Origin of the sequence: Allokutzneria multivorans (assembly GCF_039537405.1) — a bacterium.
GTDB classification, from domain to species: Bacteria; Actinomycetota; Actinomycetes; order Mycobacteriales; family Pseudonocardiaceae; genus Allokutzneria; species Allokutzneria multivorans.
This window is the reverse complement of record NZ_BAABAL010000013.1, coordinates 203,396-216,132: the sequence shown is the minus strand read 5'-3', so window position 1 is coordinate 216,132 and position 12,737 is coordinate 203,396. Positions and strand designations below refer to the sequence as shown.

Here is a 12,737-nt window from a genome sequence, read left to right as displayed (position 1 = left end):
CCCTCACCCGATCACTGATCGCCTACGACCACTGACCCCGTTAGGAATTACTCGTCTAGCGCCTGTCCTGTAAGTGGTTGCGCTGTGCGTTCCGGTCACGGTGTCGCTGGGGGTTGGGGTGTCTTCAAGACCAGCAAACCCCTCTGATGATCATCGCTAACCGCCGCAAACCCTGCGGCTTGCGGGGTTTGCCGTCGTTGAAGACGGCTGGTGTGGGGGTTGGGTGGTCTTGAAGACCTGCAAACCCGGTGACTTACAGGACAGGGCTTAGTAGCGGCTGGTGCAGGCGGCGACGGGCGTGGTGGACCGCTCGGGGAGGTAGATCAGGCAGGCGCGGAACCACGTGTCTTCCTTGCCGTCGCCGTCGTTGTCGCGGATGACCGCCGCGGTGACAGGGCGCTCGTGCTCGCGGAGGAAGGGCTTCGAGCACGTGTGCCATCGGCCCTCGACGCGCGAATCGGTCCACTGGAGAGCGACGGTGAACCGTTCGGGGCTGAACTTCACGTAGCCCTCGGCCCAGTAGAAGTCCTCGCGCCCGCCGTCGGCGGTGATGCGCGAGTCGCGGAAGAGCTGAGCGGCGCCGACAGTGCCCGGGCCGATGCTCACCTGGCCGCGCACGGCGTCCGAGTCGCGGATGAAGACGCGGGGCCCTTCCCATGCGACGGCGGCGACATCGACGACCGCGCGGCCGTCATCGCAAGGGCGGTCCTTACCGCCACCGGGGTACTCGGCGGCATCGGTGCCGACGACGCCGCCCTGGCTCACCCGCGCGGTTCCCGCACTGGTCGTGGTCATCGGGGCAGGAGCAGCGGAGACCTTCCACAGCTGCGTGCGCTTGCCCTTCTCGCACGGGCGCTGAGCGAGGTTCATCCCGGCGTGCGCCGAGGCCCCGGCCATGCTCAGGCAGAGGCCGCTGTTGAGGTTCGCGATCTGCGCGGCGCCCGGAGCGTGGGGCTGCACCTGCCAGTACTGGTGCCTCTCCCCGTTGCACCCCCACTGCTGCGCGGGAGCGCGGTCGTCGTGCCTGCCGCTCACGACCTCCAGGCACATCAGGAGCTTGCCCTGCGGGCGGATCTGCACGAATTCGGGATTGTCGCGGTAGGGCGTGGTGAACTCCCACACCGCGCCCGGCGCCGAGCCGCCGTTGAGCACCACAGCGCCCGCGCCGGGGCTGTCGGTCGCGCGGTCGATGGCCAGCCGCAGTCCCGTCCCGCTGACTTCGATCACCGACGGTTTCGCGAGGTCGATGTGCTCCACGGGCGGTTCCGGCCGCACGACGAGCCACGTCACGAGCGCGATCACCGCCAGCCCCGCGACGGCGGCGGTCACCAACGGCCACCGCCGCCGCTGCTTCGGAGCAGCGACGGCCGGAGGAACCGGGGCCGCCGGGAGCTGCGTCTGGGCCAGCAACACGTCGAGCGCGGCGAGCCACGGAGCCGGGTCCATGCCGAGCGTTGTGACGTAGGCCCTGACGAAGCGGTGCGGATCGCGGCTGAGCGCCAGGTCGTTGCGACCGGTCAGCAGCCGGTGCGCGGTCGCCTTGGACAGCATTCCGTGGCCGACGGCGGGATTGGCGCGCGCCATGTCGTCGAGCTTCTTGAAGCCGATCGGCGCGTCCGGCCACCCGGCGACGGCTCGCAGCTCGTCCAGTCGCGCGACGTACTGGGCGAGGTCCGTCGCCGTCGCCGGATCGGGTGGAACTCCTCCCGAGCCGCCCTCGTTCTCGTGCTTCACCGGCCCGAGCATCTGCTTCCCCCTGTGCGTCGGTCCAGCCGTCCGCGGTCCCACTTACCCCGGCTGACCTGTGTCTCAGCGTGTCCCACTGTCTCAACCAAGGTCAACACCTGTTCGTGGGACAGCGCCCGGCGTTAGCCAGGAAGGGCGGCACCGGCAGTCGTCGGGGCCCTCACGAAAGGCATGATCGACATGAAGAAGTCTTCGCGCTCCGGCGTCCTGGCGACCGGGACCGTCGCACTCGCGACCGCGCTGACGATGATCGCGACCGGCACGGCCAACGCGTCCGAGGCCCGCTCCGGCGGCAACCGGGGGTGGGCCAGCCAGCACTGCGCGGCGGCCTTCGACGGCGAGGGCGACGGCCACGGCGTCTACGTGGACGTCCGCCTCGTCAACGGAGTGCACTTCTCGGTGTGGGACGGCAGCGGCGCGGACGGCCACTGGGGGCCGCAGACCTGCTGGAGCGTGCGGATCGCGAAGTTCAAGGTCGTCGAGGACAAGGGCCCGGCCTCGGACTGGGTCCACAACCCGAGCTGATCCACCTCTCCTCGAAGGGAAGGGCACGCACATGTCCAGCACGGCAGCACGGGCACGCCGGTTCGCCGTCGTCGTCGCCGCGACCACGTTCCTCACGGGACTGGCGGGGGCGAGCGCGTCGGCGGGGGAATGCAAGATCAACATCGGCGGCTTCGGCATCGGGTGCGGCCACGCGCTCAACAAGACCACCTTCCCCTTGCGCATCGCCTCGATCGTCAAGAGCGGCGGCACGACGTGCACCGTCCGCGACACCGGCGGCAAGGTGCTCGACCGGAACTGGCGGTGTGAGAGCCGTTCGGTGCGGCCGGGCGCGATGAGCCCGGTCCTCGGTGGTGGTCAGGACGTCGACGCGATCACCTTCGACCGCTCGTTCAAGGTCAACGAGCATCCGTTCAAGGCGGGTGAGTGGGTGAAGATCAAGTCCGTGGCGCTCTGCGTGAACCTCTGGGGATCGCAGCCGCATTGCTACACGAAGTGACCTGACGCGGTGGCCTCCCGGGGGATCGGGAGGCCACCAGCAGCTCGTGCCTCGGTCTCGCGGTAGCAGCGACGGCCGTCAGGTGAGCTGCTTCGTGTTGATCTACCGAGTGCCGACTGACCGCAGGGTCGCGAGCACGAGCGCTCGCGTCACGGTGACGATGTCCTTGACGCTGACCTGTTCCTGCGGGCTGTGCGCGTGGCGCACGTCGCCGGGGCCGTACTGCAACGTCGGGATGTCCGCGCCGGAGTACAGTCGCAGGTCGCTGCCGTAAGGAGCGCCGCGCTCGGCCGGTCGTGCGCCACCGGTGACGTCCGCGACCGCATCGCCGACGAGCGCCGCGAGCGGGTGCCCGGGGTCCAGCCGCCCGCTGGCGAACTGTCCGCCGGGCCAGGTCACCACGGCCGGGTTCGCGCGCAGCCAGGGATCGCCCGTGCAGGCTTCGGCCACGCACTCCTCCAGCTCGGCGCGCGCCTTCGCCGGGTCCTCGCCGAGCTGCACGCCGAGCCTGCCCTCGGCGACGAGCAGGTCCGGCACGCTGCTCGCCCAGTCGCCCGCCCGCACGGTGCCGACGGAGAGCGGGTACGGGATGGGGTACTCCGACATGAGCGGGTCCGCGCTGGTGTTGCGGCGGGCTTCCAGTCGGGCGAGCGCGTGGTGGACGGGCAGGTAGGCGTCGATCGCGCTCGTCCCGACGTAGCGGGTGCTGCCGTGCGCGGCCTTGCCGGGGACCTCGATGCGGAAGGTCAGCGCTCCGGCGTTCGCGGTCATCAACGCACCGCTGGTCGGCTCCGTGATGATGCAGGCGTCGCCGGTGTGACCGCGCTGAAGCGTGCCGAACGCGCCGAGTCCGCCGTCTTCCTCGCTGACCACGAAGTGCGCCGAGACCTGTCCGCGCAGCCGGGCGCCGCCACGGCGGATCGCGTCCAGCGCGGCGACGATCGCGACGATCCCGGCCTTCATGTCGCAGGCGCCCCGCCCGTGCACCACGTCGCCGACGATCCTCGGGCGGAACGGGTCGCCCTCCCACTGCTTGAGGTCGCCCGGTGGCACCACGTCGGCGTGGCCCTGGAGGATCAGCGTCGGGCCGTCACCCCCGTGCTGCGTGCCGCCGACCACGCCCCACGCCTCCGAACGCGGTGCCTCGCCGCCGGGGAAGTCGGGGTGCTCGCGCAGCTCGTCCAGGTCCATGGACCAGAGGTCGACGTCCATGCCGACGCGTCCCAGCTGCCGGGCGAGGACGTGCTGCAGCTCGGACTCCGCGGCGGTGCCCGTCACGCTCGGCACCGCGAGCAGCTCCACCAGGTTCTGGCCGATCGCGCACTCGTCGATCGCGGCCAGCGCCGACGCCTCCACGCCGCTCATCCGTGCTGTCATCGCAACCCCGCTCCCGGTCGTGATCATCAGAACGACCCGGGAGCCTACGGCACTCGTCCGTCCACAAATCGGCAGTCACAATTACTTCAGTGCTGAGTGAAATCAATCCACCGGGACCGAAGGGAAAACCCTGCCAGGAGCCGAGGTCAGGTCGCGGCAGCACCACGTCGTCCGGGCGCGACGCGTCGATTCCTGCTAGCTGTCGTAGCGCGCCCGCGCGTCGGTGACCTCGTTGATGTGGATCTCCGCCCAGTCTCGGATCGCGGCGAGCGGTCCGGTGAGCGTCCGCCCGAGCGGCGTCAGCCCGTACTCGACCTTCGGCGGCACGGTGGGGTGCGAGGTGCGGGTGAGCAGACCGTCGCGCTCCAGGCTGCGCAGCGTCTGGGTGAGCATCTTCTCGCTCACCCCGTCGATGGCCGCGCGCAGCTCGCCGTAGCGCTTGGTGCCCGTGGACAGGCAGCCGACGATCAGCGCGGTCCACTTGTCGGCGATCCGGTCGAGGACCTGCCGGGAGGGGCACGGCGCGCTGTAGACGTCGGCCGGGCGGCCGTCGGGCAACCACGTCAGCACGGGTCCGGGCGTTCCCGGGCGCGGTCGGCGGCTGTGCGGGGGCATGCGCGGACGCTAGCCGACGCCCAGCCCGCTGGCCCACGTTCGCAGCGGCGTCGCGGTCAGGACCCGGCCGAACACCTGGCCCGCGAAGTGCCCGCCCGCCAGGATCGTGCGCTCGTCCTCCACGTCCTTCACCACGTGCTCGCGGGTCGCGACGCCCTGGGCCGGGTCCACGTCGAAGGCGAAGCTCCAGTGGCTCTCGGTGATCTGCACCTGGCAGTGCATGACGTCGCCGAGGATCAGCACGCGGCGCGGGTCGGCTCCGCCGGGATCGCGGACCTCGACGCTGCTGTGCCCGGGGGTGTGGCCCGGCGTGGCGAGGACGTGGACACCTGGTGCGACGGTGTCGCCGTCACCGACGAAGCCGATCACCTCGGAGAGCGGCCTCTGCACGGCGTCCGGGTCCGGGCCGACGAGTTCGGCGGTGCCGTGCCAGTGCTCCCACTCGGCCTCGCTGACCAGGTGCCGCGCGTTGGGGAAGGTGAGGTTGCTGTCGCGCGTCGTCCAGCCCACGTGGTCGTGGTGCAGGTGCGTGTACATGACGGTGTCGATGTCGTTGGGGGACAAGCCTTCCTCGGCGAGCGCGGTGAGCAGGCCGCCTCCGTGGAACTCGGCGGCGCCAGGTAGGGCGAAGTCGACGGCGCCGAGCCCGAGATCGACCAGGACGGCGCGATCGGCGGTGCGGATCAGGAACGACCCGATGCTCACCGGGAACCACCCGCGCCGGTCCAGGAACGCGTCGTGCGCGGCCCAGCCTTCGGGGACGCTCGCGGGCAGGAACACCGCCGGGTTGAGCCACGCGTGCCCGTCCGGCAGGTAGGTGACGGTGGTCTGACCGACGCGGACCTGTGCGCGCTCAGCGGGTCTGGACATGGTGCTGCTCCTCGGAAAGCGGTGTGAACGGGTACACCGAAACCTTCGAGGAGCAGCTCTCCGCGCGGAAGTACGCACTTGCAAGTGCGTGTTCAGGCTCAGCTGAAGTGGTTATCGCGCCGGTGAGCCCGGGTACACCAACGAATCGCTTGTGTGAAGGGAGAAAACGTGGTGGTGCCGGTCGCGCACAGGACTGTGGAGTTGGACGGAACGCGGATCTTCTACCGCGAGGCTGGGCCGCCCGACGCGCCAGTTGTCGTTCTGCCGCACGGGTATCCGTGCTCCTCCTACCAGTTCCGCAACCTCATGGGCGCGCTCGGTGACCAGTGGCGGCTCGTCGCTCCGGACTACCCCGGTTTCGGGTACAGCGGCACACCTGATCAGGTCGACTTCGCTTACACCTTCGACGCCTACGCGGAGCTCTTCCAGCGCTTCGTGCAGTGTCTCGACCTGAACCGGTACGTGATCTACCTCCACGACTACGGCTCCCAGATCGGTCTGCGGCTGGCGATGTCCGACCCCGGTCGGGTCGCGGGCCTCGTCATCCAGAACGGTGACATCTACGAGGACGCGCACGGCCCCAAGTACGCGCCGCTCAAGGAGTACTGGGACAACCCGACGCCGGAGGGCCGCTCGAAGCTCGGGAACGCCGTCAGCGAGGAGGGTTTCCGCGACGAGTTCGTCGGCGAGATCCCTTCCCAGCTCGTCGAGCGCGTCTCGCCCGACCTGTGGCGGCTGCACTGGGCGCTCATGTCGACGCCCGCGCGCCGCGAGAACCTGATCACGCTGCTGGCCGATCAGCGCAACACCGTGCCGTGGTTCGCGCGGCAGCAGGAGTACCTCCGGCAGCACCGCCCTCCGACGCTGATCGTGTGGGGGCCGCACGACGGCTACATGCCGGAGGACGCCGCGCGGGCGTACCTGCGCGACCTCCCCGACGCTGAGCTCCACCTGCTCGACGCCGGTCACTGGGCCCTGGAAACCCACCTTGAGGAGATCTCCACCCTCATGCGCGACTTCCTCTCGCGCATCCACCCCACCACCTGAAGGCGAACAGCGGCGGCGCGCGTAGGTCGGCTCGTGCGGGGTAGTTGGACCGCATGGACACCACGACCGCTGAGCAGTCACTGTGGCTGGACGCGCCCCCAGGACCCGGATTTCCGTCGCTGAGCGGTAGGCATCGCGTGAAGGTCGCCGTCATCGGGGGCGGCATCGCGGGGCTGACGACGGCTTTGCTGCTGCGGCGGCGCGGTGTTGACGTCGCGGTGCTGGAGGCGGAGCGCGTCGCGTCCGGCGTGAGCGGTAACAACACCGCCAAGGTCACGGCGTTGCAGTCGACGATGTACTCAACGGTGGAGCGACGGCACGGCGCCCCCTCGGCGGCTGGATACGCGGCGGCGGCCACGGCGGGAGTGCGGCTGCTCTCCACGTTGGCCGAGGGTATTGACTGCGACTTGCACAGCGCGCCCGCGGCGACGTTCGCCTACGCGGAGGACGAGCGCGACGCGGTGCGAGCGGAGGCCGAGGCGGCTCAACGAGCGGGACTGCCGGTGACGTGGACGGAGGAGCTGGACCTGCCTTTCCCCACGTTCGGCGCGGTTCGCTTGGAGGGCCAGGTCGTCCTGCATCCGGCGAAGTACTTGCGCGGGCTCGCGGCGGCATTCACCGCAGAAGGCGGGCGGATCTTCGAGAACAGCCGCGTCACGCGCGTCTCCGCGTCGGCACCGTACGAAGTGCGCACTGCTGCGGGGCTCGTCGAAGCGGAGCACGTGGTCGTGGCGACGCACTACCCGATGCTGGACCGCGGGTTGTTCTTCGCGCGGCTGGACACTGAGCGTTCGTACTGCGTGGCCGCGCGGCTGCGCTCCGGGACGCCACCGCAGGACCTGGCCATCAGCGCGGGTAGCCCCGCGTGGTCGTTCAGCCGCCACGGGGACCAGCTCATCGTCGGCGGCCAGTCGCACTCGGCGGGCGCGCACGACGTCAGTTTCTCGCGCTACACGGCGCTCACCGAGTTCGCCCAGCGGCACTTCGACGTCGAGGAGATCACCCATCGGTGGTCTGCCCAGGACGCGAAGGCCTACGACGTGCTGCCGATGGTCGGCTCCTACCTGCCGGGAGCTACGGGGCTCTGGGTGGCGACCGGCTTCGCGAAGTGGGGCCTGGCGATGGGAACGGTCGCGGCGGAGATCCTCGCGGACCGCGTCACCGGAGCGGAGAACCCGCACGCGGAGCTGTTCTCACCGCACCGGCTCAGCCTGCGCAGCGCACCGACGCTGCTGAAGCAGAACGCCAAGGTCGCCAAAAACCTCGTCGGTGACCGGGTGAGCCCGGCCGACTCCACCGAGGTCGAGGCCATTCCGGTCGACACCGCGTGCGTACTGCGCGACGGGATCGGCAAGAAGGGCGTCTATCGCGACCGAGCCGGTGTCGTGCACGCGGTGTCGCTGCGCTGCACGCATCTGGGGTGCCTCGTGCGCTTCAACGGGGCGGAGCGCAGCTGGGACTGCCCCTGCCACGGCTCGCGCTTCGACGTCGACGGCGCGGTGCTGGAAGGCCCGGCGACGAAACCGTTGCCCAGACGAGAACCCTGAGCACGGGATTGGCGCCGCGCCGCCGGGGTACTGGGCTGCTATGACGAGTGAGCGCGCTGAGGGCAGGCGGCCCGACGGGGTGGACGACGCGACGGTGCGCGCGGTGGGCGCGCTGACCGAGGCGCTGGAGACCACGGAGCGGGCGCGGGGCCGCCTCTACGACTTCCACCAGCTCACCGGCAGCGCGGACGCGAAGCTCGGCGAGGCCGCGAAGCTGCTGCACGAGGCCGGGCACGTGGAGCTCGCCGACCGCCTTGAGCGGGAGTTGGTGGGGCGCAACGTGGTCACCGGCCGGTGGACCTTCCAGCTGGTCGAGGAGTACGACGACGGCTACTACGAGGCGTTCCGGGGGTGGGAGCGCGCGGTGCGCGAGGAGCTGCTGGGCGGAGCCCGCCACGTCGCCGAGGCGGAGATGAAGGGCCGCAACACCACTCCGGGCGAACCCGGACAGGACCTCAACCCGTGACCTCGCCGGGAACGACCCTCGGCGTCGAGGAGGAGTTCCTTCTGGTGGACGCCGAAACCGGACTGCCCGCGCCCGGCGCGACGGCAGTGCTGGCGTGCGCCGGGCAGGGGCCGACCTCGTTGCAGAGGGAGCTGCTGAGCACTCAGGTGGAGTCGGCGACCGGCGTGTGCGAAACCCTTGCACAGCTGGGAGATCAGCTCTCGCGGGGTCGTGCGCTGCTGGCCTCGGCGGCCTCGGCGAACGGAATGCTGTTGCTCTCCACGGGAACCCCGGTGCTCGACGGCGGACCACCACCGCACACGGTGGGCGAACGTTTCGAGTCGATCATGGGATCGTATGCGGGAGTCGTGGCGAACTACCAGGTCGGCGGCTGTCACGTGCACGTGGGGGTGCCGGATCGGGACACGGCCATCGCGGTGATCAACCACGTGCGCCCGTGGTTGCCGAGCCTGCTGGCGCTCTCCGGGAACTCCGTCTTCGCGGCGGGGCGCGACTCCGGCTACGCGAGCTGGCGGACGATGGAGCAGACCCGCTTCCCCGGCGGCGGAGCGACCCCGTGGTTCGGCTCGGCGGCGGAGTACGACGCGGAGGTCGCGCGCCTCGCGGAGTGCGGGGCGATCGTGGACGAGGCGATGTGCTTCTGGCTGGCAAGGCCCTCGCCGCGTTTCCCGACGGTGGAGATCCGCGTGGCCGACGCGGTCCCCACGGTGGAGGAAGCGTTGTTGCAGGCCGCGTTGACGCGTGCGCTCGTGCGCACTGCTCTGTCCGAAGTGGACAGTGGGAGGGAAGCCGTGCGCGTGCCTGACCAGGTCGCTGCCGCAGCGCTCTGGACGGCCGCCCGTCACGGTGTCACCGGATTCGCCGTGCACCCCTTCGAACATCGTCGAGTTCCCGCGGCCTCGATGATCGCGGACCTGTTCAAGCACGTGCGCGATGCCTTGGCGGACACGGGGGACGAAGACTTCGTGGAAACCACGACCAAGGCCGTTCTGCGTGAGGGCAACGGTGCGGACCGCCAGCGCGCGGCGGCCGTCGACGGACCGCGCGCGGTGATCGACATGTTGGCGGCAGCCGTATCGCGGTGAGCCTTGCTCGTGGTGCCGAAGAGGTTTAGGCGCGCATGGACTGGGCAACCTTTCTGTCTCTCCCAAGCACTTTCGGCGTTCGGAACTGAATTTCTCCGATCACCAATCCGGGTGCGGGACGGCGTCGAATGGGTCACGAGGCGCCGGAAGGCACTCGAACCCGATCGAAGGAGAGAAGTCATGCACGGTATTCGTCGCAAGACCGCTGTCGTCGCCGCGGTTCCCGCAGCGTTGGCACTGGTGATCGGCGCACCCGCGCTGGCGTTCGCCGACACCTCGGGGCCGGCCGCCTCGCACACGTCGACCAGCGTCTCCGGCACCGCCTCGACCACGGTCAAGGTCGGGCTGAAGCTGAACCTCGACGGCCGTGGTCACGGCCACCACGGTCACCACGGCTCCGGGCTGCGCGGCGTGCTCGACCTGGGTCTGGACCTGGACCTCGGACTGGGTCTCGGCATCGGCCTGGGCTCGCACGGCCACGGCCACTGAGTGACCTGAGCCAGCAGAGTCCATAGTGGACAGTCCCGGCGCGCCGTGGGAGCCCGACCCCGCGCCGCGCCGGGACTTCGGCGTGACCGGTGTTCTGACGCGATTCGACCGCGGTGTTCGCGCTCAGCGCTCACCCCTGGGGCCGCCGAATTCGTTCGCCCCAATGATGGTGAAAGGGGAGTTCGTCGCGGGAAGTGCGTCTAACATGCGCCTACCGACGACGAGAACTGTGGGAGAAATCGATGCGGTACCTGCGCGTCACCGTGGCGGTGATGTCGGCGATCATCGTGCTCGGCGCGTGCACCACCGCCCTGCCAGGCACTCCGAAGGCGGGACCGTCGACGCGCAACGTCGAGGAGGAGCTCGCCGGTACCAAGCCGAGCGACCTCCGCAAGGTGTTCACCAGTACTCCGCAGGAGGTCAACGAGTACTGGACCAGCGAGCGGATGAAGAACGCGAAACCGCGTCAGCCGCAGCCGGGACAGATCACCGACGTCCCCAGGGACGAGCCCGTCGCCGCGGTGGTCCACCCGACCTCGGGGCCGGTCGGGCCGACGAAGCCGTTGCCGCGCGATGACTCCGGCGCGGTGTGGACGAGGGCCGGACTGACCGCGACCACGTCCGGTCGCATCTACGTCGCCTTCAACGGGCTCTCGGGGTTCACGTGCTCGGCGTCGGTGGTGAACTCCGCCTCGGGCGTGCTCCTGGCCACCGCCGCGCACTGCATCTGGGACTTCTCCGGCAAGTACGGGGGGAGCTGGGCGGACAGCGTGCTGTACGTCCCCGGCGACACCAACGGCCAGACCCCGTACGGCCGGTGGACCGCCGAGTCCATGTACGCGCCGCGACAGTTCCAGGAAAAGGGCAAGGTCAACTCGGACGGCAACTCCATCGGCGAGGGCTGGGGCTACGACATCGCGTTCCTGCGGATGCGCCCGCTCGGCGGGAAGAAGATCACCGAGGCGCTCGGCGGTCAGGGCATCGCCTTCGACGCCACCGCGGAGAGCATCCGCACGCTGGGCTACCCCGCAGTGGGGGCCTTCGACGGCTCCACCATGCGCTCGTGCTCGTCGCCGACCTGGACGGCCAACCGCAACAACACCTTCAGCTTCCCGTGCAAGATGACGCAGGGCTCCTCCGGTGGGCCCTGGTACACGCGCTTCGACGACCAGCGCGGGGTCGGCTACCTGGTGTCGACGAACTCCACGCTCGGGGTCAACGGGTCCCTGCTCGGCAAGGTCGCCCACGACCTGTTCAAGAGCGCCGACGCCGGCAGCTGAACGCCGTGGCCGCTCACGGTCGTCGTGAGCGGCCACGGAGGATCACGGCACGATGAGCGCCTTCACCGTCCGCCCCGCCGCGACGTCGTCGAGCGCCTGCTGGGTCTGCGAGAGGTCGTACTCGGCGCTGATCAGCTCCGCCCACGGGAACTGGTGCCCGTACCTGGCGACCACTTGCACCGAGCGGAAGACGTGCCCCACGTCCGAGCCCCAGCAGCCGCGCACGTCGAGGTGCTTCTGGTTGAGGTCCAGGTGCGGGTTGAACGAGGCGTCGCCGACGTTGCTGTACTGGCCGACCACCACGTAGCGCCCGGCGTCGCGGGTCAGCCGCATGCCTTCCGGCACGGCGGCGGGCACGCCGGTGGCCTCGACCGTCACGTCGGCGCCCCGGCCGCCCGTGAGCTCGCGGACCGCCTCGATCCGCTCCGCCTCGGTGGTCGACTCGATGCTGATCACCGCGTCCACGCCGAAGCGCCGCGCCGCCTTCAACCGCACGTCCGGTCCGCCGACGACGATCACCTGGCCCGCCCCGCGCAGCTGCGCCAGTGCCGCCGCGCTCAGCCCGACCGGCCCCGCGCCCTGCACCACGACGGTGTCACCGAAGGCCACATCCGCCAGCGTCACCGCGTGCAGCGCCGTCGGCATACCGCAGCCCACCGCCAGGAACGCGCGCCAGTCGAGGCCTTCCGGCAGCGGGATGACGTGCACGCCCGGCCGCAGGTAGACGTGCTCCGACCAGCCGCCGTACAGGCCGTCGTCGGAGGACATCGTCACGCCGTACACCTTGCGGTTCGGGCAGCGCGTGCTCGCGTGGGCCACCGTGCAGTACCAGCAGCGACCGCACGTGCCGTAGACGTCCAGGTAGGTCACCACCTGCCCGACCTCCAGCGGCGCGCCCGAGACGTCGAGCACCGGGCCGTCGCCGATCTCCTCCACCACGCCGACCGCCACGTGCCCCGGGATGATCGGGTAGGGGACACCGGCCAGATGCCCTTGCTGGAGGTGGACGTCCGTGCCGCAGACCTCGCTGCCCAAGGTCTTGAGCAGGACGGCGCCGGGCTCGACGTCGGGGCGCTCGAACGTGCGCAGCTCCATCGGGGCACGGGGTTCGCGCATGACCGACGCCGTGATCACAGTGGCACTCCTTCACCTGGCGAATGGGGGCGCCCATGCTCTCACGAGGACGAACACGTGAACGCCGATCCTGCACCC

General features: G+C 70.2%; 13 protein-coding genes. 8 read left to right on the top strand and 5 right to left on the bottom strand.

Annotated elements, in window-relative coordinates:
* Nucleotides 1-267: 267 nt before the first annotated feature.
* Complete coding sequence (locus ABD798_RS19065; RefSeq protein WP_344876638.1) at nt 268-1,734, bottom strand: RICIN domain-containing protein; 1,467 nt, start codon at nt 1,732-1,734, stop codon at nt 268-270.
* A gap of 192 nt (nt 1,735-1,926) precedes the next feature.
* Between ABD798_RS19065 and ABD798_RS19060 the strand changes: the two genes are divergently transcribed.
* Both ABD798_RS19060 and ABD798_RS19055 read left to right on the top strand, forming a co-directional pair.
* Nucleotides 1,927-2,271, top strand: a complete 345-nt coding sequence (locus ABD798_RS19060; RefSeq protein WP_344876636.1) for a hypothetical protein — start codon at nt 1,927-1,929, stop codon at nt 2,269-2,271.
* A 31-nt stretch (nt 2,272-2,302) separates the two neighbouring features.
* Entirely contained in the window at nt 2,303-2,749 is a 447-nt protein-coding gene (locus tag ABD798_RS19055) for a hypothetical protein (protein ID WP_344876634.1), read from the top strand.
* Between the two features lie 102 nt (nt 2,750-2,851).
* Here the strand turns inward: ABD798_RS19055 and ABD798_RS19050 are convergent, their stop codons facing one another.
* From ABD798_RS19050 to ABD798_RS19040, 3 genes are all read right to left on the bottom strand, one after another.
* Nucleotides 2,852-4,126 carry an ArgE/DapE family deacylase gene (locus ABD798_RS19050; protein ID WP_344876632.1) on the bottom strand — a complete coding sequence of 425 codons (1,275 nt, stop codon included), beginning with the start codon at nt 4,124-4,126 and terminating at the stop codon, nt 2,852-2,854.
* A 195-nt stretch (nt 4,127-4,321) separates the two neighbouring features.
* Complete coding sequence (locus ABD798_RS19045) at nt 4,322-4,741, bottom strand: winged helix-turn-helix transcriptional regulator (RefSeq protein ID WP_344876630.1); 420 nt, start codon at nt 4,739-4,741, stop codon at nt 4,322-4,324.
* A gap of 9 nt (nt 4,742-4,750) precedes the next feature.
* Entirely contained in the window at nt 4,751-5,611 is an 861-nt protein-coding gene (locus ABD798_RS19040) for an MBL fold metallo-hydrolase (RefSeq protein WP_344876628.1), read from the bottom strand.
* Nucleotides 5,612-5,779: 168 nt separating this feature from the next.
* Here ABD798_RS19040 and ABD798_RS19035 point away from each other — a divergent pair, with 168 nt between their 5' ends.
* The 6 genes from ABD798_RS19035 (at nt 5,780) to ABD798_RS19010 (ending at nt 11,525) form a co-directional block, all read left to right on the top strand.
* On the top strand, nt 5,780-6,658 hold the full coding sequence (locus tag ABD798_RS19035; RefSeq protein WP_344876626.1) for an alpha/beta fold hydrolase: 879 nt from the start codon (nt 5,780-5,782) through the stop codon (nt 6,656-6,658).
* A 53-nt stretch (nt 6,659-6,711) separates the two neighbouring features.
* On the top strand, nt 6,712-8,205 hold the full coding sequence (locus tag ABD798_RS19030) for an FAD-dependent oxidoreductase (RefSeq protein ID WP_344876624.1): 1,494 nt from the start codon (nt 6,712-6,714) through the stop codon (nt 8,203-8,205).
* A 40-nt stretch (nt 8,206-8,245) separates the two neighbouring features.
* Nucleotides 8,246-8,671 carry a hypothetical protein gene (locus ABD798_RS19025; protein WP_344876622.1) on the top strand — a complete coding sequence of 142 codons (426 nt, stop codon included), beginning with the start codon at nt 8,246-8,248 and terminating at the stop codon, nt 8,669-8,671.
* On the top strand, nt 8,668-9,756 hold the full coding sequence (locus tag ABD798_RS19020; protein WP_344876620.1) for a carboxylate-amine ligase: 1,089 nt from the start codon (nt 8,668-8,670) through the stop codon (nt 9,754-9,756). The genes ABD798_RS19025 and ABD798_RS19020 overlap by 4 nt, the downstream gene beginning before the upstream one ends.
* Nucleotides 9,757-9,936: 180 nt before the next feature.
* Nucleotides 9,937-10,245, top strand: a complete 309-nt coding sequence (locus ABD798_RS19015) for a hypothetical protein (protein ID WP_344876618.1) — start codon at nt 9,937-9,939, stop codon at nt 10,243-10,245.
* Between the two features lie 242 nt (nt 10,246-10,487).
* Nucleotides 10,488-11,525 (top strand): trypsin-like serine peptidase, encoded by a 1,038-nt coding sequence (locus ABD798_RS19010; protein WP_344876617.1) that lies wholly within the window; start codon nt 10,488-10,490, stop codon nt 11,523-11,525.
* 42 nt (nt 11,526-11,567) lie between these two features.
* On the opposite strand, the gene ABD798_RS19005 is transcribed toward ABD798_RS19010, so the two are convergent.
* Nucleotides 11,568-12,659 (bottom strand): zinc-binding dehydrogenase, encoded by a 1,092-nt coding sequence (locus ABD798_RS19005; protein WP_344876615.1) that lies wholly within the window; start codon nt 12,657-12,659, stop codon nt 11,568-11,570.
* Nucleotides 12,660-12,737 lie beyond the last annotated feature (78 nt).

Coding starts and splice junctions, on each gene's coding strand:
- ABD798_RS19060 (WP_344876636.1), top strand. CDS start 1,927: ATGAAGAAGTCTTCGCGCTCCGGCGTCCTGGCGACCGGGACCGTCGCA.
- ABD798_RS19055 (WP_344876634.1), top strand. CDS start 2,303: ATGTCCAGCACGGCAGCACGGGCACGCCGGTTCGCCGTCGTCGTCGCC.
- ABD798_RS19050 (WP_344876632.1), bottom strand. CDS start 4,126: ATGACAGCACGGATGAGCGGCGTGGAGGCGTCGGCGCTGGCCGCGATC.
- ABD798_RS19045 (WP_344876630.1), bottom strand. CDS start 4,741: ATGCCCCCGCACAGCCGCCGACCGCGCCCGGGAACGCCCGGACCCGTG.
- ABD798_RS19040 (WP_344876628.1), bottom strand. CDS start 5,611: ATGTCCAGACCCGCTGAGCGCGCACAGGTCCGCGTCGGTCAGACCACC.
- ABD798_RS19030 (WP_344876624.1), top strand. CDS start 6,712: ATGGACACCACGACCGCTGAGCAGTCACTGTGGCTGGACGCGCCCCCA.
- ABD798_RS19025 (WP_344876622.1), top strand. CDS start 8,246: ATGACGAGTGAGCGCGCTGAGGGCAGGCGGCCCGACGGGGTGGACGAC.
- ABD798_RS19015 (WP_344876618.1), top strand. CDS start 9,937: ATGCACGGTATTCGTCGCAAGACCGCTGTCGTCGCCGCGGTTCCCGCA.
- ABD798_RS19010 (WP_344876617.1), top strand. CDS start 10,488: ATGCGGTACCTGCGCGTCACCGTGGCGGTGATGTCGGCGATCATCGTG.